23 protein-coding genes and 1 tRNA gene are annotated in these 24,313 nt (G+C 56.2%); 11 read left to right on the top strand and 13 right to left on the bottom strand.

What is annotated here, in order from left to right; all coding sequences use genetic code 11:
* Positions 1–50: 50 nt before the first annotated feature.
* Together bcsQ (AOA59_RS12840) and bcsQ (AOA59_RS12835) are read right to left on the bottom strand one after the other, a co-directional pair.
* A complete protein-coding gene (bcsQ, locus tag AOA59_RS12840) occupies positions 51–950 on the bottom strand; it encodes a cellulose biosynthesis protein BcsQ (protein WP_099487699.1) in 900 nt (299 codons plus the stop codon).
* 167 nt (positions 951–1,117) lie between these two features.
* The gene (bcsQ, locus tag AOA59_RS12835) at positions 1,118–1,996 is read right to left on the bottom strand and encodes a cellulose biosynthesis protein BcsQ (protein ID WP_256593051.1); all 879 of its coding nucleotides are present in this window, start codon (positions 1,994–1,996) and stop codon (positions 1,118–1,120) included.
* 411 nt (positions 1,997–2,407) lie between these two features.
* Here bcsQ (AOA59_RS12835) and AOA59_RS12830 point away from each other — a divergent pair, with 411 nt between their 5' ends.
* The 3 genes from AOA59_RS12830 (at position 2,408) to AOA59_RS12820 (ending at position 4,164) form a co-directional block, all read left to right on the top strand.
* Positions 2,408–2,641 (top strand): DUF2790 domain-containing protein, encoded by a 234-nt coding sequence (locus AOA59_RS12830; protein WP_099488066.1) that lies wholly within the window; start codon positions 2,408–2,410, stop codon positions 2,639–2,641.
* A gap of 127 nt (positions 2,642–2,768) precedes the next feature.
* Positions 2,769–2,844: transfer RNA gene (locus tag AOA59_RS12825), tRNA-Thr, on the top strand.
* 195 nt (positions 2,845–3,039) lie between these two features.
* Positions 3,040–4,164: an AAA family ATPase gene (locus AOA59_RS12820; RefSeq protein ID WP_099487697.1), complete on the top strand. Its 1,125-nt coding sequence runs from the start codon at positions 3,040–3,042 to the stop codon at positions 4,162–4,164.
* Positions 4,165–4,567: 403 nt separating this feature from the next.
* On the opposite strand, the gene AOA59_RS12810 is transcribed toward AOA59_RS12820, so the two are convergent.
* Complete coding sequence (locus AOA59_RS12810; protein ID WP_158235249.1) at positions 4,568–6,415, bottom strand: UvrD-helicase domain-containing protein; 1,848 nt, start codon at positions 6,413–6,415, stop codon at positions 4,568–4,570.
* Between the two features lies 1 nt (position 6,416).
* Positions 6,417–8,804: an AAA family ATPase gene (locus AOA59_RS12805; protein WP_099487693.1), complete on the bottom strand. Its 2,388-nt coding sequence runs from the start codon at positions 8,802–8,804 to the stop codon at positions 6,417–6,419.
* 820 nt (positions 8,805–9,624) lie between these two features.
* On the opposite strand from AOA59_RS12805, the gene AOA59_RS12800 reads away from it, so the two are divergent.
* A complete protein-coding gene (locus AOA59_RS12800) occupies positions 9,625–9,909 on the top strand; it encodes a DUF3077 domain-containing protein (protein ID WP_068931363.1) in 285 nt (94 codons plus the stop codon).
* A gap of 27 nt (positions 9,910–9,936) precedes the next feature.
* Here AOA59_RS12800 and AOA59_RS12795 read toward each other — a convergent pair whose 3' ends face one another.
* A complete protein-coding gene (locus AOA59_RS12795) occupies positions 9,937–10,461 on the bottom strand; it encodes a hypothetical protein (protein WP_099487691.1) in 525 nt (174 codons plus the stop codon).
* 124 nt (positions 10,462–10,585) lie between these two features.
* Between AOA59_RS12795 and AOA59_RS12790 the strand changes: the two genes are divergently transcribed.
* Positions 10,586–11,470, top strand: coding sequence for an AraC family transcriptional regulator (locus AOA59_RS12790; protein ID WP_256593050.1), 885 nt, complete (start codon positions 10,586–10,588; stop codon positions 11,468–11,470).
* Between the two features lie 18 nt (positions 11,471–11,488).
* Here AOA59_RS12790 and AOA59_RS12785 read toward each other — a convergent pair whose 3' ends face one another.
* The 6 genes from AOA59_RS12785 to AOA59_RS32405 form a co-directional block, all read right to left on the bottom strand.
* Positions 11,489–12,190 carry an SDR family NAD(P)-dependent oxidoreductase gene (locus AOA59_RS12785; RefSeq protein WP_099487687.1) on the bottom strand — a complete coding sequence of 234 codons (702 nt, stop codon included), beginning with the start codon at positions 12,188–12,190 and terminating at the stop codon, positions 11,489–11,491.
* Positions 12,187–12,408, bottom strand: a complete 222-nt coding sequence (locus AOA59_RS12780; protein ID WP_099487685.1) for a 4-oxalocrotonate tautomerase family protein — start codon at positions 12,406–12,408, stop codon at positions 12,187–12,189. The genes AOA59_RS12785 and AOA59_RS12780 overlap by 4 nt, the downstream gene beginning before the upstream one ends.
* Before the next feature lie 339 nt (positions 12,409–12,747).
* Positions 12,748–14,034, bottom strand: coding sequence for an OprD family porin (locus AOA59_RS12775; RefSeq protein ID WP_056860697.1), 1,287 nt, complete (start codon positions 14,032–14,034; stop codon positions 12,748–12,750).
* 633 nt (positions 14,035–14,667) lie between these two features.
* The gene (locus AOA59_RS12770; RefSeq protein ID WP_056860698.1) at positions 14,668–14,886 is read right to left on the bottom strand and encodes a hypothetical protein; all 219 of its coding nucleotides are present in this window, start codon (positions 14,884–14,886) and stop codon (positions 14,668–14,670) included.
* Between the two features lie 234 nt (positions 14,887–15,120).
* Positions 15,121–16,227: an agmatine deiminase gene (gene aguA / locus AOA59_RS12765; protein ID WP_058422624.1), complete on the bottom strand. Its 1,107-nt coding sequence runs from the start codon at positions 16,225–16,227 to the stop codon at positions 15,121–15,123.
* Positions 16,228–16,348: 121 nt separating this feature from the next.
* Entirely contained in the window at positions 16,349–16,495 is a 147-nt protein-coding gene (locus AOA59_RS32405; RefSeq protein ID WP_158235247.1) for a hypothetical protein, read from the bottom strand.
* Between the two features lie 97 nt (positions 16,496–16,592).
* On the opposite strand from AOA59_RS32405, the gene rfbB reads away from it, so the two are divergent.
* From rfbB to AOA59_RS12740, 5 genes are all read left to right on the top strand, one after another.
* The gene (gene rfbB, locus AOA59_RS12760; RefSeq protein ID WP_099487684.1) at positions 16,593–17,675 is read left to right on the top strand and encodes a dTDP-glucose 4,6-dehydratase; all 1,083 of its coding nucleotides are present in this window, start codon (positions 16,593–16,595) and stop codon (positions 17,673–17,675) included.
* Between the two features lie 41 nt (positions 17,676–17,716).
* Positions 17,717–18,262: a dTDP-4-dehydrorhamnose 3,5-epimerase gene (rfbC, locus tag AOA59_RS12755; RefSeq protein WP_069786704.1), complete on the top strand. Its 546-nt coding sequence runs from the start codon at positions 17,717–17,719 to the stop codon at positions 18,260–18,262.
* 65 nt (positions 18,263–18,327) lie between these two features.
* Positions 18,328–20,136 (top strand): ATP-binding protein, encoded by a 1,809-nt coding sequence (locus AOA59_RS12750; RefSeq protein ID WP_099487682.1) that lies wholly within the window; start codon positions 18,328–18,330, stop codon positions 20,134–20,136.
* Complete coding sequence (locus AOA59_RS12745; RefSeq protein WP_056860703.1) at positions 20,133–21,518, top strand: sigma-54 dependent transcriptional regulator; 1,386 nt, start codon at positions 20,133–20,135, stop codon at positions 21,516–21,518. The genes AOA59_RS12750 and AOA59_RS12745 overlap by 4 nt, the downstream gene beginning before the upstream one ends.
* Positions 21,519–21,535: 17 nt before the next feature.
* Complete coding sequence (locus AOA59_RS12740; protein ID WP_099487680.1) at positions 21,536–21,991, top strand: thioesterase domain-containing protein; 456 nt, start codon at positions 21,536–21,538, stop codon at positions 21,989–21,991.
* A gap of 131 nt (positions 21,992–22,122) precedes the next feature.
* On the opposite strand, the gene cysQ is transcribed toward AOA59_RS12740, so the two are convergent.
* Complete coding sequence (gene cysQ / locus AOA59_RS12735) at positions 22,123–22,959, bottom strand: 3'(2'),5'-bisphosphate nucleotidase CysQ (RefSeq protein ID WP_099487678.1); 837 nt, start codon at positions 22,957–22,959, stop codon at positions 22,123–22,125.
* Positions 22,956–23,522 carry an ADP compounds hydrolase NudE gene (nudE, locus tag AOA59_RS12730; protein ID WP_017135384.1) on the bottom strand — a complete coding sequence of 189 codons (567 nt, stop codon included), beginning with the start codon at positions 23,520–23,522 and terminating at the stop codon, positions 22,956–22,958. The genes cysQ and nudE overlap by 4 nt, the downstream gene beginning before the upstream one ends.
* An 87-nt stretch (positions 23,523–23,609) precedes the next feature.
* On the opposite strand from nudE, the gene yrfG reads away from it, so the two are divergent.
* Positions 23,610–24,272, top strand: coding sequence for a GMP/IMP nucleotidase (gene yrfG / locus AOA59_RS12725; RefSeq protein ID WP_099487677.1), 663 nt, complete (start codon positions 23,610–23,612; stop codon positions 24,270–24,272).
* Positions 24,273–24,313 lie beyond the last annotated feature (41 nt).

Here is a 24,313-nt window from a genome sequence, read left to right as displayed (position 1 = left end):
AACCAACCGATTGTGCATAAGCATTTGGCGCCAAGTGCATAAAGCGCGATTTATGCGGTTCTTTTAGGTGCCTTCAGCACACGGCAAATCTCGTTGATATCGTCGCCGGCCAGGCGCTTTGTGGCGTTATCCAACGGGTCGGCCGCGAACGCCAGCGCTTCGTTGATCGCCATATCGCGATGCACCTCCAACGGCGCTTTGCCCAGGCGCTGTTTGAACGCTTCCAGCATGTCCAGGCTGAAGGCGCTGTTCTCATCCACTTGGTTGACCACCACATGCACTACCGGCGGGCGTTCACCCTCCAAGTGCGGCGCGAGCAATCCATCCAGATGATCAAGGGTGCCCAGGCACGCGGCATCCGCCTGGGCAATAACCAGCACCACATCGGCCACGTTAAGTGCTTGATGGAAGTACACGTTGTTACCGGCGGGCGTATCGATGATCACCGTCTGCCGCTCGCTCAAACCCAGCGCCGCCAGGCGCTGCGCCAACCAGCTGGGTTCGTGCTTGAGCCAACGCTCGAGGTTTTCCTGTTGCTCGATGTCGATATCGCCAAAGGTAATGACCTGGCAACCGGCAAAGCCAAGCTGCTGCAGCGGGCTCCACTGCCCATGCTCCAGGCTGGTACGGCCGATTCCCGGCAAGGTGCCACTGACGCCAAAGTGATGGTGCAGGGCATTTTGCGGGTCCAGGTCCAGCGCCACCACTGACTCGCCATGGCGCTGCAAACCGCTGCTCAACGCCGTGGCCAGGGTGCTGCGGCCGACACCGCCATTGATCGACACCAACGCCACCACTTTGGGGCGCAGCGCTACTGGATGAGTCGATTGGGGATGGGTGTTTTCGTTTGCGGGCACACTGCCAAAAAAGTGCATGCGTGCATTAATACCGTTGGCATCATGGCTGACGTTCTTGCCGAACAACGTCAACAGCTCTTCGCTAAGGCTCATGGGCAGCTCCTCACGACGCAGCTAAAGACGTGAAGGTCGGCAAGCAGGCACTTACCGCAGGTCTTATTATGGGCGTCTTAGTGAAGCATTCTGTGACAGACGCAGGAAAGTGTCATTATTTTGGTGTTTTTGCTGATCATTTTTTAGACAAGCGGTAATTGGTCAATTTAATGGCCATTGCTCGACAGATGCATCCGAACGCTCAGCGCCCGGCATAACGCACTCACATCCTGAGAGCCGCCGCTATTTAACGCAGGGTCAAACGGGTCGCGCCCATAGGCCTGCGCCTCACCGACCGAAACGTCACGCTGGACGGTGCCGAGTACGGCATCGCCGAGGCGCAGCTTGAACACTCCGGCCATGTCCTTACTAAAAGATTGGCCAGCGTCGACCTGGTTGATCACGTAAAACCGCAGGGGAGGCGCCGCCCCCGCAAGGTACGGCGCGAGCAGCTCGTCCATCTTGGCCAGACGGCGAAACGAAGCGGCATCCGGCTGCACCACCACCAGCACCACATCGGCCACCGACAGCGCCTGGCTCAGGTACACCGTATTACCCGCCGGCACATCGATCACCACCGTGTCACTCGCATTGAGCCCCAACCCGGCCAGGCGCTTTGCGAGAAATGCCTGGTCCTGGCCGAGCCAGCGATTAAGGCTTTGCTGCTGCACAGCATCGGTCTCGCCAAAAGTCACCAGCTGGCAGCCGGCAAACCCGCGCTTGGGCAACGCCTGCCAGGTTTGATTAAGCAGGCTGGTGGCGCCCAGGCCGGGCACATCAAAGCCTGGGCACAAGTGATGACGCAGCGCGTTTTGCGGGTCCAGCTCCAACGCCAGCGCCGGGTGGCCCTGGCGCTGCAAACCACTGGCAAGCGCGGCCGCCAACGTGCTGCGCCCCACACCGCCAGTGGCGGAAACCACCACCACGACCTTGGGTGCCACCGCATCCGTATACACCACGCCATGCGGCCCCTCTACAGCCTCATGACGATAGGGCGCGGCACCCTGATTCAGCTGATCCAGCAACTGCTGAAAAGGCACCGCCACCTGCGACTCCCGCAAACAAGGCTCAGCCAGCGCGGCGTATAACTTGGTGATGTGATCTGCACGCCCCACCGGCTGCTCCTCCCTGTTGGGCCAATGAATAACTGGGCCGCATTGTGTGATATCACAGTGATGGTGTCAGTATTCTGGTGTTTGTATCCAAAACCTTTCAGATGAGCGGCATGGCGCCATTTTTATGGCTCTTCTTTTGCCAGCAGATATACCTCTATAAAACAACGCACTAGGCGATCACTGTGTGTTTTTCAACCAATGCAGCTCGCCGTTCGTATCAACAAGTACACAGATCCTCACGCCATACACAACGAAACAAAACCCGCCCTGCGCGACAAAGCCCGGATACCTCCCCGGCATTCAATGGCCTCACCCCACCATTGCACCTGCGAGGCCATCACCATGAACACCAACAACTGGAAAACCCTAATCGCCGCCGGCCTGCTTGGCTTGACCTTCACCGCGCATGCCGAGGCAAGCCATAAGCCAGATATTCAGCGCGTACTGTCGACCACCGAAGACACCCGCTCGGGATGCGGCGTGGTGAACGCGCGCATGACCTACCTGGACGCCAAAGGGGAGACGCAGGTGTTGGCGTACATGAAATTTACTGATCAGTGTGGCGACGGCAATTGAGTCGGATTTGAGGCTCATTAGGGTAGGAAAAAGCAGCGAGCGTAAAAAAACCTTGGTATCTGCAAAAATAGTCAGAATTCAGGGGTTTACAGAAGCTTGGCAATCGCTATAATCGTCGCCCTAACACGCCGGTATAGCTCAGTTGGTAGAGCAACTGACTTGTAATCAGTAGGTCCCGGGTTCGACTCCTGGTGCCGGCACCATATAAGACGAAGCCCTCACAGCAATGTGAGGGCTTTGTTGTTTCTGGGTTATTTATATTCTCCCTCCTCCGCGCTCCCAATCGCCAACCCTCTTCCGCACGCACCGAAATCGGTACCAAAGGTTCATCTTTCAACCTTTATGCTCAATTATGGGTGGCCAATAATTATGGCGTATCCATAAAAAGAGGTAATTGAATGAGCCGGATATTTCAGCGCCCTGAATTGGCTGAAAGCATGGCAAACCAGCTTCTCAATCCAGGCGTACTCGATGAGGGCTTGCGCTCAGGTCTGTTTCTGTCAGGCCTTCGCCGCACAGGCAAAACGACCTTTCTGAGAAACGACCTGATACCTGCCCTAGAAGAGGCCGGCGCTCTGGTCATCTACGTCGACCTCTGGAGCAACACACTGGCCAACCCTGCGACGCTCGTGCACAACGCCATCTACAAAACCCTGCAAGACCTGCAAACGCCAGGCTCCTGCGCGCTGGAAATGCTCAAGCGTGTCAGCAATATTGATGTGGGTGCAGCCGGGTTTAAATTCGGCTTCAAACTCGACAGTATTGGCAGCGCCAATGGCCCAACGCTGGCGCAAGCGCTCACAGAGGTCGTCGACCAAGCGAAGACCGATTTGGTGCTGATCATCGACGAGGTACAACACGCGATCTCCACCGATGATGGCAACCAGTTGCTTCTGGCACTCAAGGCCGCCCGCGATGCGATCAACCCGCGCCCAGATACGCCGGGCTACTTCCTATTTATCGGAACCGGCTCACACAGGGCGCAAGTCAGCGAACTGACCGCAAAGCGCAACCAAGCGTTTTCTGGCGCCACATCAGCGGCCTACCCTTTATTGAAAGGTGACTACGTTGAGTTCCTGCTCAACCGACTTTCGATGACGGTGAAGAAAGAGAAGCTGCCGTCCCTGGAAGCCGCTATCGAAGCCTTCAACACCCTGGGCAATCGCCCCGAGGAAATGCTAAAAGCCCTGCGCCAGCTCTTGCAACAAGACGGTGATCCAGACCTTTTCCTGCCCGTGATCGCCAGCACCTTGCGCTCGGCAGCGGCGAGTATTGAGTTGGAAAAAGTCGAGCAACTGGGCAGCCTGGCTCAAGCTATCTTCAACAAGATTGCGGTTACGGAAGGTGATGCGCGGGGGATTTTCTCTACGGATGCTGCAGCTGAATACTCGAAGACGGTCGGCCGAGAGGTTCGGGTGGCGGAGAACATCATCATGCGGCGCGGGCATGGGATTTATGCGATTACGGATCAGTTTGTTCAGGAGATTTGGTTGGAGGAAAGGGCTTTGATTGAGGGGAGCTAGGGGGCGAGGATGGAAATAAATCTGTCCCGTTAATTTTCGGGGCACGGGCGTATCGACGTGTTATCGGACTATATCGGGGGTCGAGGATAACTAAAGCATTCGACATGGAGCTCTTCTTAGTAGGGGTACTGTCTGGAGCAAATGCAACCCGTGAACGTCATATTCGGTAAGCAAAAATAATCCAGGCTATAATTACCAAGCGCTGGGGTAAAAAGCCAGCATGGGTTTAGCAAGCGAAACATATTATTTCGTTTCAAACAATACACCTTAATAACTATAGCGAATCTATACGCTATCGCTATAAGCTTACAATCAAAATAATTCTATACAAGTTAGGAAAAACGTCTCAAGAAATCAAGCAAAGCATTGCTTATCGAGTAAAAAACAAGCAATGCCACCTGTATTAGACAACAGTTATCTCGACATCAGAAAATAATTTCTGAGCCTTCGAAAACTCGACAACAAGTTGTGGTTGCTTGGTGTACATCACTACAGCCAAACTTTCCTCCGCCCGGCTACAAGTCACATAAAATAGCCTTCGCGTTCTGTCCACTGTAGTCTCTTTGCCTTCTGCCATGTTATCTCGGTCGGCCTTGGTTAATTCAGCAACCCCAAACAACTTCTCGTAACTGAAAAGAAACCCTCTAGAATCATCGTCATCTAAAATCACCATTACGCGAGGAAACTGCAGCCCCTTTACGCCTTGATGAGTTCCGAAACTTGACTTGTCTGCTATATAATTACTATATGCGACAAGTTGTGACAGTGGTGACTTCAAAGCCTCTTCAAATTTTAAATTCAACTCCTCGCGAAATTCATCAGCATCATCCCGCTCCGCTTGAATTTTTGATGCAGCTAAAACCTGCAGAAAAAGATCCGGTAAAACTAGAACTTTATAATTAGCAATCACCGATAATAATTCATGTATCGTTGGATCGGCGTTCTCGGCAAGGAGCCTGGCTAATGCTTCAACGCTATCTCCTGCTTCCTTTAAAACAGATGCAGCAGAAGACTTTAGATTTTCTGACGTAATTAAAGGCGAGAATTCTTTAAGAATTTGCATGACCCTAAACTTGTTCGCTGCCCGCACGCTCTGAACAAAGGGGATAAAAACATTGATCAGAAATGGAATTCCAGTGAGCCTACCATTTACTAAATCAGTTCTATTTGACAATTCATATAATGGCTTAAAAAAATCGGCAAAACCACCTCGACCAGCAGCCATATGGTGCTCAAGCGTAAGCGTTTTAACATCCACCCTTAAATTATTCCAAAGTTTATCCTGCGTTATCTGAGACATCATGTCAGAAATTTTCAGTTCCATCGTTAAGCGATCAATCGGACCATTAGAGTCGACTACAAAGAGATGCGCAAAGCCGGGTTCCTTCTTTTCCGGAACCTGATTGTGATCATCAAACACAGATCTAATATTGTTAATTAGCTCAACAATTCTAGGTGGGCACCGATAGTTTACTTTTTTCTCAGGAATTGCCCAATCTTTCGGGACATCCTTTCCTAGATCTTTTTTTCCATCCGGATATATTCGCTGCATTACGTCGCCAAGAAGTCCAAGGCAAAAACTACCGGCATGTTTGCTTTGTACATCTAAAAAAGCCTCAATCAAATCGCGCTGTGTATCTTGACTTTCATCGATCAAAAGAATGGGAAAACTTTCAATTAAAATGCTCTGCAGCAGGGGTTTATCCACAAGTAAAGAGCTTGCGATTTTCAAAACCTCAGAGTGATTAAGCGAATCCCTTCCAGAGCTTATACCATTCGGATTATATCTAAATGCGGTTACACTTTTTAGATTCTCTAAACGCCTTTGAATTGAAACTATCTTCAGAGCACGCTCCGCAGCACTTTTAGATCCCGACCTTCCCTTACGTTGCGCCTCTTGCACTTCGGAAAGCTCTTGAGTTAACGCGCCAACAATCCAAGTTTTTATGTCCGACGTGTAGGGCTTGATCAGCCCCCACGCAAAACTATGAATAGTTGACACCTCGAACGACTCATCATAATTAAGTCGCTCCTTGATTTCATCACATGCGGCATTCGTATACGTTATCACACCGATTTTCTTACCGTATGCAACAAACTCCATTAGATAGGATTTTCGAAAACAATCCAACACATTTATAAGTGTTCTTGTCTTACCTGAGCCAGCACCGGCAAATAGAAAAAAGCTGCGGAGCTTAGAAGGTTCCAAATAGGAAAATATGTCTTTGTCCACCCCCGTCAAGTTGATCATATCATTCATCCTCAGAACGCTCTGTTACCGCCCAAGTCATGCTGGTAGAGGACATTACTTCGCCGCTCTCTTTCGACTTTGCGGGGATAGGAGGCTCGTCACCTGCTACGATTAGTGCTGCTGCCAATTCTGCCACAGCATCTTCCACGCTAGTGGAGTTGAGGGATTGTTCTAACCACTCCAGCCCCTCACAAATGTATAAAGGAGGTATTAGCTTCGTCGGATCAATATCGAATAACAGGTCAAGCGCCATTTTTGCTTTTTCCCCCGATAAAGCGGAGAACATTCCCGCTCGAGCTTGATCGAGGTCTGCAAGGTTTAGTGCATCACACATTTTCTTAAGCATGCCCGTAGCAGTCTTGTGCCCCCTGAATGTCTCCACGTTGGTTAACGCCAAAGCATCTTCAAAAGTATAAGGAACTGCAGAAACCGGAGGCTCAGCCTTCCAAGGTTTGACATTTAAAGGTATAGGGCCTTGATAACATACCCGCGTCGTACCACATGATGAAATTTTATTTTTAGTCTCCACTACCATTAAGTCATCTATTGCAGACAACTTAGGCAACCATTTGCGAAGAGTAGTATTATCAGATACCTGACCCCGCCCGATATCTGGCAATGCCTTCGTAACACTCGAAGTTCCATCCTTAGGATCTTTTTTTTCCTCTTTACTATCCAGATCCGTAACGATTAGTGTATGTAATCCTAGCTTTTCAATTAACGGTTGTAGGCGGTGCGCGTGCGCCCCGTTAATTTCCAGAACAGAAATGTAACTCGTGCTTAACTTTTCAAAATTACTGCGAATAAAATGAGGAACCAACATTCTTTCAGCCGCACCCTCCACCAAAATTATTCCATTAGCAAAAAACAAATCACAATGGGTTGTTTTTAAGTAACGAGCCACGTACTTGCTGGTTTCATTATCTTTATCCCCAAACGTTGCACGCAAGTTCACTATATTTGCCGTTGGCGTTTCAAATCCAGAAACTGCCTTACATCTTTTAAAATACCTCAACTTCGAAAAATCCATTTCGTAAGCAAGATAGCTAGAATGAGTACTTACTACCAACTGCGTATTGAAATCGGCTTTACCCTTCAAACGCTCATGATTACGCAAAACCGTATAAGCCTTATTTATAAATACTTGCTGCACCTGAGCATGAAGGTGTGCTTCTGGTTCTTCAATCAATACTAGGTGAAGGGGCTCTATAGATTCCCCTAGCAGACTTTGCGCCTTTTTGACGCGCATCCACCCATCCCTAAAACTAATAAGAGCAAAAATCATCGATATGAGATTTTTGTACCCTAGCCCGTTCATTTTTTCAGGCAAACGTAACGACTCTAACCCATCAGCCGCTTTCTTAAACAGGTCAAACTGAATAGCAGTATCATGATCCAATGTATCAATAGGATTTATCTTACTAGTAATAGTTATCGAAGGGTCCGCAAAACCTGGATAACCTATTGTTTCAATCTCTGTTAATGCATTGGTAAGCCGCTCCTTAAGGCGATCATCAAAAGTCGATTTAGCTTGGTCGATAGATTGCAAAGCTAAAATGTCTTCTAAATCTGGGGACTCTGACGGATCCAGATGTTTTTGATAATATTTTTTAAGCTGCTGAGAAAGACTCCCTCTCCCCGTACTGCCCATACCAATAGTTTCACTGCTCCCAGAATCGGAAAATCCCCGTTGAGCTTCTATCAGATCAATTCGAATCAACCCCTCAAATGGATCATTCTCCAGCGGCTCTTGGTTTGGTATGTCTTGTGTGTTAATTTTTTCAGAATTCAAATCTACAAGATCCGGATCCAGCAGATAGCTATTAAACTTAAAATGGCCATGTAACCTTCCAGGCTTATCCAAGAAGTCCCTAAGATTTCTTGGCCAAATTGAGAATGTAGTACTACCTTGACTTTTCTCACGAGCCTCCTCTAGCAGCCGCTGCGATGAAGTACGTTCAGTTATGTACTCGTTCTTTAATGCTGAAATATCCTTAGGCTCAAATGAGATTCGAACACCTAAGCGACCAGCTTTCCAGTCAAGCGAAGGTATAAGATGACTAACGCGATAAGCCTCACACTCTTCAACATCTAGCCACAAATCCAACGCAGGGCATAATTTTTGCCACTCACCAAGGGTCCCACCTTTCTCAGACATGCTGCCCCATGTTTCAGCAACTTTATTAAGCTCATACCAGTTTGAGAGTGTAAAGTCTGTGGTCGACAATTCCTTTCTTCTGGCCTTAATCAAAAATCTAATCAGCATATCCATTGCTGAGGTTTTACCGCTATTGTTAGCTCCAACAAAAACAGTCTCCTGATCGGAGAGTTCCAACCTACAAGACTTTAATTTACGAAAGTTTTGTATATCAAGAAATTCAATTTTCATAATACTCCCTATATGTATAACTCAGCGGATGATGATTTTTTGTCTCTTCCGAACAATAACTTTCGAGCATAGATGGCAGCTTGCCATTAATCAAGTAGCCTCGCAACATATTCTCTTGACCACGGTTTGTGAAAAACGCAGACAAAGATGCCTTCTCGAATTTATCGATTAATAGAAGCTATCAAAGAAATATGACGCGTTACCAATTAAAGCAATAAAGGTAATTTTAGAGGTAGCAACAATTAACTCATACTAACAAGTTGTTATTTTTCAAAAACATAGCATGCGATTCGACTCTTGGTGCCACCATATCTCAAAGCCCCGAAATGTGGGGCTTTGTGGTTTCTGGAGTTTGGGAAACCACTAAAAGTCAGATCACCGTTTTGCCTGAAAATGCCCAAAAAGTGTCCACACTTAAAATCTCGGGCTGCTTGCCTCAGTCCAAATCGCGATTTCTATGACGCCTTGCTCAGCTCAACGTCAGTCCCGGTAGACGTACTCTCCAAACCCACCGGCCCACAAAAAAGCCATCCTCACCCCGCCTCCCAGGCTTTATTCATAATTATGGCCAGCCAATAATTATGCCGCCCCCATAAAACCAATAATTCCCCCAACCACCTATCCGTACCACCCGACCCGACCGAAAAAACAACCCATCAATTTTCCCGATTGCTCCCCACCCCTCACCACGCTAACCTCCCCCCGTCGCCACCACCCAGCGACCGGGCCTGAGAACCCGATTTGATGCAGGCGCCAACAGCGCCACGCATTCGTTTTCACAACGAACGTGTTGCTCTCAATCAATATGGGAGTTCCACCAATGACCGCAACAAATCCACCCGCACTCACCACCCTCGGCGTCACCCCTTTCTCTTTTCACTCCGACCAACCTCTGTTCCGCGTCAACAGCGGCGTTTCCCTGCATGAAGCCTTGCACCACGTTTCCGATTTGCTCCATGTCGCCAAGTTGCTCGCAGAGGATGCGGCGATGACGAAGGAGACGGACCGTTATGCCTGGGCGTCGCATTATTTGCAGGAGATGAGCAAGGCGGTGATTGATGATGTGGTGAAGGTGTTGGCGTCGCCCTGCAATGCTGAGCAGTAAGGGGTAAATGGGCTAGCCGGGCGTGCGCTATCGCGGGCAAGCCCGGCTCCCACATAAAAGCGTTTTTAGGCGAACCGCCCGCCTTTTTTTTCTCAGGTAGATCATCTGCGCAGTCACGCCAATAACCAGCGCCAGCGCGATGCTGCCTTGTGCGCCGAGTAGCACGGGGGATTGCAGGTCTGTTACGAACGGGTGTCCGTCGGGCACGCGGCGCAGCGTTTCGGATACGGTGGGTACCATCAGGAAAAATGCGGTCAGGCTCAGGAAGATTGTTTCCAGGTATGCGCGTGCGCGGCCCAGCCAGGCTAGGTGCCCTACTGCATATCCGGCTGCGAGCAGGGCAATGGTGATGATGCCGATGATGTTGCTCACGGGCTGTTTGGCGACCAGGAATACGCTGAAGGCGCCGATCAGCATTGATGCCAGGTAGAGCTTGCCGGGTGTTGAGCGGGGCACGATGCGGCCGTGGCGGATGAACATGTAGGCGGCCAGTGGGATGGCGGGCAGGCTGCCGAGGGTGTGGAGCCAGCCGAGGGGGGAGATTCCGAACATGGTGTGTGTCCCGTGTGGGTGGATGACGTGCATAAACGGGCCGCGCGGGAAACGTGCATTGCGATGGCGGCGGCGCGCTATGATCTGGGGATCAGCTTAGTGAAGGCGTGGCCGGGCAGACATGATGAATCCCCTCGATAATTTGATCATTCATCCGGAAATGCAGTTGGAGGGGCTGGCCAAAGGCGATCTGTTGTCGCAGGTGCTGTCGCAGATTCGTCTGACGGGTGATCGGGTGTATTCCTCTGCGTTGGCCGACCAGCAGCCGCTCGAGCTGGATGAAAACAGCGCGCATATCTGCGTGCTTCAGCAAGGCCAGTTGCAACTGGAGGGCGGCGGCCAATCGCCGATGATGCTGCAACAGGGCGATGCGCTGTTGCTGCCTCACGACCCCACGGGCATCAGGCTTACGGCGTGCGATGGGCCGGCCAGTGTGGTGGTGTGTCGGTTCTGGTTCGACGCGAGCAGTTTCCAGGCGATGCTGTTTGCCCTGCCCCGGCTTATCCATATTCGGCAAGCCGAAGCCGCCGCTTGGGCTGAAGGCATTCTGCATTTCATGTTGCTTGAGGCTTATGACACGCAGCCGGGCGGGGCGTTGATGATTTCACGCCTGATTGATTTGGTGGTGATTCGCATCCTGCGTACCTGGGTGCAGCAAGGGGCTGCGTCGGGATGGCTGGGCGGGTTGTCGGATGCGCGTATCGCGCGGGCGCTCAGGGCTATTCATGCAGCGCCGGGCAAGCAGTGGCGCATTGATGCGCTGGCGGAGGTGGCCGGCATGTCGCGTTCCAATTTCTGTGAGCGGTTCAGCGCGTTGGTGGGGCGCTCGCCGTTGCGGTATCAGAATGAGTGGCGGCTGACCTTGGCCAAAAGCATGCTGGCCAAGCAGGAAGGTCGCATCGGCGAGGTGGGTTTTGCGATTGGCTATGAGTCCGAGGCTGCGTTCAGCCGGGCCTATAAAGCCTTTTTCGGGCGCTCGCCTCGGGATGATAACGCCCGGCCAGCCTAGGCCGGGCGTGCCGGTGTATCAGTGCCCGGCGCTTTGCCCGCCGTCCACATGCAGGATCTCACCGGTGACAAACCCGGCGCTCTCCAGGTAGGTGATCGCTTGGGCGATATCACTCACTTCGCCCATGCGCCCTACCGGGTGCAATTGCCCCAATGCGGCGTGGGAATCTTCGCCATGCATCGGCGTCTTGATGATGCCCGGGCTTACCGCGTTCACCCGAATGCCGCGTTTGGCGTATTCAATCGCCAGGGATTTGGTCGCGGCGTTCAGCCCGCCTTTGGTGAGGCTGGCGAGTACCGAAGGCACGCCGTCGATGGCGTGATCGACCAGGCTGGTGGTGACATTAACGATGTGGCCGGCGCCGTGTTTTTCCATCTCGGCGATGGCCAGTTGGGTGATGTAGAAAAAACCGTTGAGGTTCACCGCCAGCACATTGGTGTAGTCGTCCTGGGTGTAGGCGGTGAAGGGTTTGGCGATGAAGATGCCAGCGTTGTTGATCAGGCTGTCGACACGCCCGAAGGTGGCCAGGGCTTCGCGGATGACGCGCTGGGCGGTGGCCGGGTTGGCGATGTCGCCGGGCACCGTGAGGATGTTCGGGTCGGTGGACGGCTGGATCGAGCGCGAGGTGGCAACCACGCGGTAATCGAGGGCGCGGTAGGCTTGGACCACGGCAGCGCCGATGCCTTGGGAGGCACCGGTGATGATCACGACTTTGCTCATTGTGTTTCTCCGGTAAGGGCTTGGGATCTGCGGTATTCGGTGGTGGTGACGCCGGCGTAGCCCCAGTTATCGGTGTCGATTTCTTCGATGACGATGTGGGTCAGGTCCGGGCGCTTGTTGAGCACGCGTTCGAGGGTTTCGGTGAACTCGGCGATGACCTGGGCTTTTTGTTCAGGGGTCACGCCGTCACGGGTGATGCGCAGGCTGATGAAGGGCATGACGAGGCTCCAGTGACCGGCCATCGGAAGTGATGGGTAGGCAATGGCGTCAATTTAGGCGTGCGCTGAGGCGAGATAAATGGGGGTCTGAGTACTACATTAGTGATGTGGTGTAACAAGTTCTTACGGTACTTCTACGCGATTGAACGCCACCCACTGGCGTCCGCAAAACTGATAAAAAAACCACCCTTGATCGTTGACGGCGGGACGCGGAGCGTCCCAAGAGGCGTTCCCACGCAGAGCGGGGGAACGATCACCGGCGCTGATCCAAAGGCATAAAAAAACCCCGAACCAGTCGGGGTTTTTTATCGCCTGGCATCAGGCGCGACGTGCGATCAATTAGAAAACGTTGATCGGGTAGTCGGCGAACAGACGGATTTCGTTACCGCCTACGTTGTAGTTGCTGGCGTTGCTGGAGACGCGCAACCACGACGCACGAGCGCGCAGGCTCAGGTCTTTGGCTGGGCCGCTTTGAACGACATATTTGAACTGGTTGAAGATTTCACGCTCGGTGCCACTGCCACGGTTGGAACCGTCGTCAATGTTGGTGCCGCGCACGTAAGCGATGTTGTAGGTCAGGCCAGGCACGCCGAAGGCGCTGAAGTCTAGGCCGTAGCCTGCTTGCCAGGAGCGCTCGTCCTTGCCGTTAAAGTCGGACCAGTAGGAGTTGGCCAGCAGGATGGTATTGCCGCCGTCGCCGATACCGCCAGCGTTGCGGTAGCCGCCGTACAGGTAGCCGGTGTCACCGGTGCTGCGCTGGTGAGCGAGGGTGAAGCTGTGCGGGCCAACAGCCCAGGTAGCGCCCAGGCTCCAGATTTTGTTGTCGCGGGCATCCGCATCACCTTGGTTTTCCAGGGCGAAGCTGCGGTCCAGCTTGGTTTTGTAGCCGTTGAAGTCAAAGGTCAACGATTGCTTTTCTGGCAGGGCCAGCACGTAGTTGACGTTGACGTATTGCTTCTTCAGCACGTCCTGCATGTTGGAGGCGTACAACGCGGCCGACAGGCTTTCGGTGAATTTGTAGCTACCACCGATGTAGTCGATGCTTTTCAGCGCGCCACTGTCGGAACCCTCGGCGCTCTTGCGAGCTTCCTTGGTGAAGTGACCAGCGTCCAGTTGCAGGCCGGCGATCTCTTTGGAAACGATCGACGTACCGGTGTAGGTTTCCGACAACAGACGGGAGTTGTCGTACTGCAACACAGGCACAGCCGGCATCTGGTCACCGTACTTGAGTACAGTGTTAGAGACACGGAACTTGACGGCAGCGCCGCCCTTGGCCAGGTCGTTGGCTGCTTCGCCACTGTCGCCTTGCTTGAAGAAGTCGATACCGCCAGCGCCGCTGCGACCTTTACCGCCGTCCAGGCGAATGGCGTATTGGCCGATCACGTCCACACCCACACCGACGGTGCCTTGGGTGAAGCCGGATTCGAACTTGCCGATGAAGCCCTGGCCCCATTCGGCTTTGTCTTGCTTGCCGTTTTTGTAGTCACGGCTGATGTAGGCGTTACGTGCTGCGATGTTCAGGTGGCTGTCGTCCACGAAACCCTTGGATTGCTCCTGGTCGTTAGCCATTGCTGTCGATGCGCTCAAAATCCCCAGAGCGATCAGACTCATCCGTTGCTTCAACATTTCTTATATTCCTTATTACTGGTTGAGTACGCGCTGTGACACCAGGCTCCGTGTCGCTTTTCTGGTGTCGACGTTATCCAAAAAAAGAAGGCCCGCGGACGACTGAACTGCCGCGGGCCTTTTTTTATTGGATGAGTCATGGCGGTGAGCCACAGGCGTTGGGCGCAATCCTATGCGCGCGTTGAACTATGTGTCAATTTCGTGAATCGTCTGTATTTAGGCGAAATAATTCTAAGCGGTGCATTCCAAGGCCTTCGCTCAGGCCTGAAAAATCGTCTGATTCGTCAAGAAAACACATTATGTAACATTTTAGCCGAGGGTATGTTTGGGAGCCTGCGGGCTACAGACACCTACAACTTATAAGTTTCACGCGCTCAATGTGGGAGCTGGCTTGCCTGCGAAAGCGGTATACCTGCTGGAGAGTCGCGGGCTGACAGAATGCCATCGCAGGCAAGCCAGCTCCCACAATGGATCTAGGTGGTCTTCAGTTTTTCAGATCGTTCCCACGCTCTGCGTGGGAATGCCTCCTGTGACGCTCTGCGTCACGACCTCAGAGGCGGGACGCAGAGCGTCCTGGGCTGCGTTCCCACGCAGAGCGTGGGAACGATCATCACCTGTGGGAGCTGGTGGGCTTCAGTTTTTCAGCAGTTCACACAGCGCTTGCAACTCATCCTCACTGAACAACCCCGCCGGGTAGCGTTCACTCATCACGCTGCGCACGTCAGGCTGTTGCTGCCTCACCTGTCGCGAGCCGTTTGCCTTCAACCATAGCGCCAGCGCATGGATCGCATCACCGCTAACCCGCGTCGGGTGGAACGGGCGCGTGTAGATCAGGTTGATATCGGCATTCATTCCAGCGCTCTCTCCTACTGCGTGAGCGGCTAACTTACTCAAGGTTTGTGACAGAACTGTGCAGTCATCACCTTGGGCCACTGTGGCAACATCGATACAAGAGCTATGCCAATGTCCCGTGTTTATAGGCATTCGGGCACAAAAAAGCCCGCAACCTAGCCAGGCTGCGGGCTTGCTGTAAGCACTTTAAACAGGTAGCGCTCGGCGTTCACTCAAACGCTGTTACAACCGCACTCAATTTTTGTGCGGTGCCGGCTGTTGTTGGGTCAGGCAATGGATATTGCCGCCGCCCAGTAACAGTTCACGGCCCGGCACCATCACCACTTCGTGCTGCGGGAACAGGTTCTGCAGGATCTCTTTGGCCTGGCTGTCCAGCGGGTCGTCGAAGCTCGGCGCGATGATGCCGCCGTTGACGATCAGGAAGTTCACGTAGGAACCGGCCAAACGCACAGTCGGATTACGTTCCTGGGAGCCGTCGACCGGGTCGACACCGGCGCATTCCTCTTCGGTCGCGTACAACGGGCCCGGGATCGGCATTTTATGCACTGTGAACGGGCGGCCTTTAGCGTCTGTGCTGCTTTGCAGCACGGCCATGGCGGCGTGGCAGCGCGCAAAGTTAGGGTCTTGCGGGTCATCGGTCCAGGCCAGCAACACTTCGCCGGGGCGCACGTAGCAGCAGAAGTTATCCACATGGCCGTCGGTTTCGTCGTTGAACAGGCCGTCCGGCAACCAGATGACTTTATCCACAGCCAAATGGTCACGCAGCACCGCTTCAATGGCCGCGCGGTCCAGATGCGGGTTGCGATTGCGGTTCAACAGGCACTCTTCGGTGGTGATCACCGTGCCTTCGCCGTCGACATGGATCGAACCGCCTTCCAGCACGAAGCCTTCGGTGCGGTAGCGCGGCACGCGCTCGATCTCGAGGATCTTGCCGCCCACCTGCGAATCGCGGTTCCACGGCGCATACAGGCCGCCGTCAAAGCCGCCCCAGGCGTTGAAGTCCCAGTTCACGCCGCGCACTTCGCCACTGTTATTGATCACAAAGGTCGGGCCGGTGTCGCGCACCCAGGCGTCGTCGTTGGACATTTCCACCACGCGGATATTGGGCACATCCAGGCGCGCACGGGCGTTCTCGTACTGGCCGGCGGACACCGCGACGGTCACCGGTTCAAAGCGTGCAATGGCCTTGGCCACCGCCACGTGAGCGGCCTGCGCCGGCTTGCCGCCCAGGCGCCAGTTGTCCGGGCGCTCGGGCCAGATCATCCAGGTTTGGGTTTGCGGCGCCCATTCGGCAGGCATGTAGAAGCCATCGGCGCGAGGTGTGCTGTGCAGGGTGGTCATGGCGTTCAGGACTCCGAATGGGGTGAAGGCCGACTTTATAACGGATAAAAATCGGCTTTAAAAGTGATAAAAGATCATGAATGACAAATATGACAGCCGTTAGTCGATAACAATCGATAACCTACAGTGGCTCATCGAGCACCTTCGACACCCTGTCGACAAAGAAATCCACGCTGCGTTTAGACGTCACCCTCGGCGGCTTGATCTTGAGGATGTTGAGGCAGTCGCCGGTCGGCAGCATGGAAACCCAACTCGCGCAGGCGATCAAGGCAACCCTTCTTCACCCGAGTATGCTTGCGCCGCCCCGTTGCGCAACTCAAGCTATGCTCTGGCTTAATGTCTGTCTTGGAAAAAAGGCTCTCTGAATGCGCATTCTCATCACCGGCGGCGCCGGCTTCATCGGTTCTGCCCTGGTTCGTCACCTGATTCAACACACCGAGCACGAAGTGCTCAACCTGGACAAACTCACCTACGCCGGCAACCTGGAGTCACTCACCAGCATCGCCGCCAACAGCCGCTATGAGTTCGTGCAGGCCGATATCATCGACCAGGCCGCCGTCAGCGCCGTGCTGGCGCGCTTTGAGCCGCAGGCCATCATGCACCTGGCCGCCGAGTCGCACGTCGACCGCTCCATTGATGGCCCTTCGGACTTTATCCAGACCAACATCGTCGGCACCTACAGCCTGCTGGAAGCCACCCGCGCCTATTGGCAGACCCTGGAGGAACCGGCCAGGAGCGCGTTCCGCTTCCACCATATTTCCACCGACGAAGTGTACGGCGACCTCCACGGTGTGGACGACTTGTTCACCGAAACCACGCCTTACGCACCCAGCTCGCCGTATTCGGCCAGTAAAGCTGCCTCCGACCACCTGGTGCGCGCCTGGCAGCGCACCTATGGCCTGCCGGTGCTGCTGACCAACTGCTCGAACAACTACGGGCCGTTCCACTTCCCCGAAAAGTTGATCCCGCTGGTGATCCTCAACGCCCTCGCCGGCAAGCCACTGCCGGTCTACGGCGACGGGTTGCAAGTGCGCGACTGGCTGTTCGTCGAAGACCACGCCCGCGCCTTGTTGAAAGTGGTCACCGAAGGTGTGGTCGGCGAGACCTACAACATCGGCGGTCACAACGAGCAAAAGAACATCGACGTGGTACGCGGCATCTGCGGCCTGCTCGAAGAACTGGCGCCACAGCGCCCGGCCGGTGTGGAGAAATTCACCGACCTGATCACCTTCGTCAAAGACCGCCCGGGCCACGACCAGCGCTACGCGATCGACGCGAGCAAGATCGAACACCAGCTGGGCTGGGTCCCGGAAGAAACCTTTGAAACCGGTCTGCGCAAAACCGTGCAGTGGTACCTCGATAACCTGGACTGGTGCCGCAGGGTCCAGGACGGCAGCTATCAAGGCGAGCGCCTGGGCAATACCGACCCAAAAGACCTGATCGCATAAGGTTCTGATCACACGACCCGTTCACCCGGCGAGGGAAACCAATGAATGTAATCGCGACCAAGCTGCCCGAAGTCTTGATCCTCGAGCCGAAGGTATTTGGCGATGAGCGTGGCTTTTTTTATGAGAGTTTCAACGCCAAGGCGTTTGCCCAAGCCTCCGGCCTGCAGCTGGAGTTTGTGCAGGACAACCACTCTCGCTCGCAAAAGGGCGTGCTGCGCGGCTTGCACTACCAGATAGAAAACACCCAGGGCAAACTCGTGCGGGTGACCGCCGGTGAGGTCCTGGACGTGGCGGTGGATATTCGCCGCAGTTCGCCCACTTTCGGCCAGTGGACCAGCGTGCGCCTGTCCGCCGAAAACAACCGCCAACTGTGGGTTCCAGAGGGGTTTGCCCATGGGTTTGTAGTGCTCAGCGACTACGCCGAGTTCCTCTACAAGACCACTGACTACTACACGCCTTCGGCTGAGCGTTGTATTCGCTGGGACGACCCGGAGCTCAAGATTGACTGGCAGTTTGAGGGCACACCAACCTTGTCCGCCAAGGATCAGATCGGCAAGGCCCTGGCAGACGCCGATCTGTTTGCATGACCGGCGAGTGCCTTGCACGCCGGCCCTAGGCATAATGCGCCTGTCCCCACAGGCGCATGACTCCCATGACTCCACCCCTCCCGCGTAGACCTCGCTGGCGCAGCCTCGCCTTACTGGCGTTGTGCCTGGCACCGCTGCTGTGGCCGCTGGAGCATCTGGCCGAGCGCTATTACCGCAGCGAATTGGCCGGGCAGAACCGCCAGACCCTCGACCTGTATGTCGCCAACCTGCTCGGCACCCTGCACCGCTACGAAGTGCTGCCGCAGATCCTCGGTGACTTGCCGGCCCTGCGCACCGCGCTGGATGCGCCCCAGGTCAGCGCCAACCTGACCAACGCCAACCTGCTGCTCAAGGAGGTTGCCGCTCAGGCCGGGGTGGAAGTGATGTACTTGATGGACACTACCGGCAAGACCCTCGCCGCCTCCAACTGGGACAAGCAGGACAGTTTTGTCGACCGTAATTTCTCGTTCCGACCCTATTTCAGCGAAGCCATGGCCGGGCGTCTGGGGCGGTTTTTCGGCTTGGGCACCACCTCGGCCAAACGCGGCTACTTCTTCGCCGCCGCCGTGCGCGACGGCGCCAAAATAATCGGCGTGCTGGTGGTCAAGGTCGACCTGGACCACACCGAAAGCCTGTGGGGCAAAACCCCTGAGCAACTGCTGGTGACCGACCATAACGGCGTGGTCATCCTCACCTCGCGCCCGCAATGGCGCTTCCGGGCGACCCGGCCGCTCACGGAAGAAGAGCGCCAGGCAATCATCGCCATCCAGCCCTACCCGACCCGCGACCCGCAGCCGCTAGCGCTGAGCACCACGGCGTGGCTGCGCCAATCCACGGCCATCGCCGAAACCGGCTGGACCGTGGAAATCCTCGCACCGCGCTCGCTGATCAATCGCCCGGTGCGCACCGTGGTGGCCGTCGGCGGCGCGACGTTATTGGTGTTGATGCTATTGCTGGGTTTGATGATGCAGCGCCGTCGCCATTACCTGGAACGCATCGCCTTCGAAGCCAAGGCCCGCCGCGAGCTGGAAGCGCGTGTGATCGAGCGCACCAGCGACCTCGAAGGCCTTAACCGCCGCCTCAAACAGGAAGTGCTGGTGCGTGAACACGCCCAGCAGGAACTGGTGCGCGCCCAGGATGACCTGGTGCAGGCCGGCAAGCTGTCGGCGCTGGGCACCATGTCGGCGAGTATCAGCCACGAACTCAACCAGCCGCTGGCGGCGATCCGCAGCTACGCGGAAAACGCCGAGATCCTGCTCGACCACGAACGCACCAACGACGCCCGTGGCAACCTCAAGCTGATCAGCGAATTGACCGGGCGCATGGCCTCGATCATCGCGCACCTGCGCGCCTTCGCCCGCCGCGACCGCCACGCCCCGGAAAGCGTGGCCCTGCAACCGGCGCTCGACGATGCCTTGGCGTTACTGGCCAAACGGCGGCGTTCGATGGAAGTCGAATTGATCCGCGATTTACCCGAGGCGACCTTGTGGGTGCAAGCCGGCGAAACCCGCCTGCGCCAGGTGCTCGGCAACCTGCTGGCCAACGCCCTCGACGCCCTTACCGAAAAAGGCCCGCCGCGCAAATTGTGGCTCAGTGCCCAAACCACCGAACAGGGCGTCAACCTGTACATTCGCGACAACGGCCCGGGTTTTTGCATGGAAGCCCTAGGCCGCGCCAGCGAGCCGTTCTACACCACCAAGACCCGCACCCAGGGCTTGGGGCTGGGCCTGGCGATCTGTGAGACGTTGATGCGTGCCTTTGGCGGCGAATTGCTGTTCGCCAATCACAAGGAAGGCGGCGCGCTGTTAACCCTGAAATTGCGTGCCGGCTCGCCGGGCGTGAGTCTGCAACCGTCCGAGGACCGCAGTGTATGAGTATCGATAACCAGATCCAGGTGGTGTTGATCGACGACGATCCACACTTGCGTCAGGCCCTGTGCCAGACCCTGGACCTGGCCGGGCTGAAAGTCCTGACCCTGGGCGAAGCCACCGGCCTCACGGCGCGCCTGTCCCGCGATTGGCCGGGCGTGGTGGTCAGCGATATCCGCATGCCCGGCATGGACGGCCTGGAGCTGCTGGCTGAACTGCACGGCCAGGACCCGGACCTGCCGGTGTTGCTGATAACCGGCCACGGCGATGTGCCGCTGGCGGTGCAAGCCATGCGCGCCGGGGCCTATGACTTCCTCGAAAAACCCTTCGCCAGCGACGCCCTGCTCGACAGCGTGCGCCGCGCACTGGCCCTGCGCCGCCTGGTGCTGGACAACCGCAGCCTGCGCCTGGCCCTCAGTGATCGCCAGCAACTGAGCACGCGCCTGGTCGGGCATTCGCCGCAGATGCTGCGCCTGCGTGAACAGATCGGCGCCCTGGCGGCGACCCGCGCCGACGTGTTGATCCTCGGTGAAACCGGCGCCGGCAAAGAGGTGGTGGCCCGCGCCCTGCACGACCTGTCGAGCCGCCGCAGCGGGCCGTTTGTGGCGATCAACGCCGGCGCCCTGGCGGAATCGGTGGTCGAAAGCGAGCTGTTCGGCCATGAGCCCGGCGCCTTTACCGGCGCGCAGAAACGCCGCATCGGCAAGTTCGAGTTCGCCAATGGCGGCACGCTGTTCCTCGATGAAATCGAAAGCATGAGCCTGGACGTGCAGGTCAAGCTGCTGCGCCTGTTGCAGGAACGAGTGGTCGAGCGCTTGGGTGGCAATCAGCTGATCCCGCTGGATATCCGCATCATCGCCGCCACCAAGGAAGACCTGCGCCAGGCCGCCGACCAGGGACGCTTCAGGGCCGACTTGTATTACCGTCTCAACGTGGCGCCGCTGCGCATTCCGCCGCTGCGCGAGCGCGGTGAAGATGCACTGATGTTGTTCCAGCATTTTGCCGATGAAGCCAGCAGCCGCCACGGCCTGCCGTTGCACGAACTGCAACCGGGCCAACGCGCCCTGCTGTTGCGCCACAGCTGGCCGGGCAATGTGCGTGAACTGCAAAATGCAGCCGAGCGCTTTGCCCTGGGGCTGGAGCTGGCACTCGATGCCACGGCAGACAACCCCGCCACGGGCGTGCTGACGTCAACCTCTGGCGGTTTGAGCGATCAGGTCGAGCAGTTCGAAAAAAGCCTGATCGCCGCCGAGCTGACCCGCCCTCACAGCTCGGTGCGCAGCCTCGCCGAAGCCCTGGGCATCCCGCGCAAAACCCTGCACGACAAACTGCGCAAGCACGGCCTGAACTTCGCCGACAGCGCCAGCCACAGCGCCGACGACGAATGACCCGCCAAGAGACCGCCATGAACCGCGACAGCCGCTACCTGGAATCGATCCTTCACCACGACATTCCCCTCACCCGGGAAATGGGCCTCAGGGTGCTCGACTGGCAACACAGCCAACTGCAGTTGCACCTGCCCTTGCAGGCCAATATCAACCACAAGAGCACCATGTTTGGCGGCAGCCTCTATTGCGGCGCCGTGTTGGCGGGTTGGGGTTGGCTGCACCTGAAACTGCGTGAAGAAGGTGTTGAAGACGGGCATATCGTGATTCAGGAAGGGCAGATCAGTTATCCGTTGCCGGTGACTCAGGATGCGATCGCCATTTGCGTGGCGCCGCAAGACAAGGTGTGGAAGCGCTTTGTGGCGACGTACCAGCGCCATGGCCGGGCGCGGTTGGCGTTGGAGACGTGGATTGTGAATGAGGGCAGTGAGGAACGGGCCGTTAACTTTATTGGCCAATACGTCCTGCACCGCTAACTGCCTGCACAACACAAAACAACTGTGGGAGCTGGCTTGCCTGCGATGAGGCCGTGTCAGTCGAATCAACTATCGACTGATACACCGCTATCGCAGGCAAGCCAGCTCCCACATTTTGACCTGTTGTGGCCTTAAGAACGGGCCAGGGTCAGCAGGCGCTCGCGCCACGCTGCCTTGGCCGGCAACGCCAGAAAAAACGGGTTTAACAACGAAGCCCGCGCCGGATAGCTGAACGGCGCACCACTCAACTCCAGCACTTCACCACCCGCCCCTTCCAGCACGCCCTGGGCCGCAGCCGTGTCCCACTGCGACGTCGGCGCCAGGCGCGGGTAGCAATCGGCACTGCCTTCGGCCAGCAGGCAGAATTTCAGCGAGCTGCCGATATTCGCCAGCTTCAGCTCACCCAAGCCTTCGCTCAAGCCACTGAGCAGGCGTTCCTGCTCCGGGCTGCTATGGCGGCGGCTGGCGACCACGGTAAACGCCTCGCCGGCCGCCGGGGTCTGGCGTACCTGGATCTGCTTGGGTGCCTCACTCACATCCGAGCGCCACGCGCCCAGGCCTGCGCCACCGAAGTAGCAGCGGCCACTGGTGGGCATCGACACCACGCCAAATACCACGCGGCCTTGCTCGATCAACGCAATGTTGACGGTAAATTCTTCGCTGCCGGAAATAAATTCCTTGGTGCCGTCCAGCGGGTCCACCAACCACCAGCGCTGCCAGCCGGCGCGCACGTTCTGGTCGATATCGGCGTCTTCCTCGGACAGCACCGGGATGCTCGGGTCCAGGGCGGTAAGGCCCGCCAGGATCAAGTGGTGAGCCGCCAGGTCGGCCGCCGTCACCGGCGAATCATCCGCCTTGGAGGTGAACGCCACGTCCGCACGCCAATACGGCAGGATGACTTCACCCGCCTGGCGCGCCAGCTCGATCACAGGGGCAATAAACGGATGGCCTAAAAACAGTTCGCTCATGCGACAAAAGCTCCACGCTGGGTCAACAGGTCTCGTACCAAATACAGGGCCGCCAATGCACGGCCTTCACTGAACTGCTCGTTTTGCGCCAGCATCGACAGCTCGCGCAGGTTGACGCGTTCCACGCGCATCGGTTCAGGTTCATCGCCTTCCAGGCGTTCTTCATACAGCTCGGTGGCCAGTACCACCTGAATTTTCTGGCTCATATAACCAGGCGACAAGGACAGCTCGGTGATGTGCTCCAACTGGCGCGCGCCATAACCGGCCTCCTCCTTGAGTTCGCGGTTGGCCGCCGCCAGTACGTCCTCGCCAGGTTCGATCAAGCCCTTGGGCAACGACAATTCATATTCATCGGTGCCGCCGCAATACTCTTCCACCAGCAACGCGTGGTCGGCATCGATCATCGCCACGATCATCACCGCGCCGTAACCGGCACCGCGGCCTACCAGGCGCTCGTAGGTCCGTTCAACGCCATTGGAAAAGCGCAATTGCACTTCCTCCACGCGGAACAAACGGCTACTGGCGACTATTTCGCGGGCGAGGACGGTGGGTTTCTGGCGCATAAGCGGCTCCTTGGCGTGATCGGGTTACTATACCGTGGCTTTTCCGATTGTCTGTGTCGGATATCTTTACTTACATGAGAACGCCCCATGCCCTCTTTGCCCTGGCACGCCATCGACACCGTCCTGCTGGACATGGACGGCACCTTGCTCGACCTGCACTTCGACAACCACTTCTGGATGGAGCACCTGCCCCAGCGCTACGCGCAACTGCACGGCGTGAGCCGGGCCATGGCCGACATGGAGTTGCAACCGCTGTTCGAGCGTAACGCCGGACAGTTGCAATGGTATTGCCTGGATTTCTGGAGTGCCGAGCTGCACATCCCGGTGCGCGAACTCAAACTGGAAACCGCGCACCTGATCGCCCTGCGCCCGGACGCGGACACCTTTCTGGCGGCGATCAAACAGGCCGGCAAGCGTGTGATTTTGATCACCAACGCCCATCGTGATTCGCTGTCATTGAAGTTGGAGCGCATTGAACTGGCGCCGTATTTCGAACGATTGATCAGTTCCCACGACTACGGTTTCGCCAAGGAAAACCCGCAATTCTGGGACGCCTTGCAAGCCGACATCCAGTTCGACCCGGCCCGCAGCCTGTTTATCGATGACACCTTGCCGATCCTGCGCAGTGCACGCGAGTTTGGCGTGGGGCATTTGCTGGCGGTCAAAGAGCCGGACAGCAAGAAGGGGCCAAAGGACACAGGGGAGTTCGCGGCAGTCGATGATTACAGAGATCTCATCGCCGGGCTCTAATGTAAATGTGGGAATGTGAATGTGGGAGCTGGCCAGTGTGG

It is taken from the genome of Pseudomonas sp. 2822-15, from assembly GCF_002742515.1.
Lineage (GTDB): Bacteria > Pseudomonadota > Gammaproteobacteria > Pseudomonadales > Pseudomonadaceae > Aquipseudomonas > Aquipseudomonas salomonii.
This window is presented reverse-complemented; position numbering and strand designations above follow the sequence as displayed.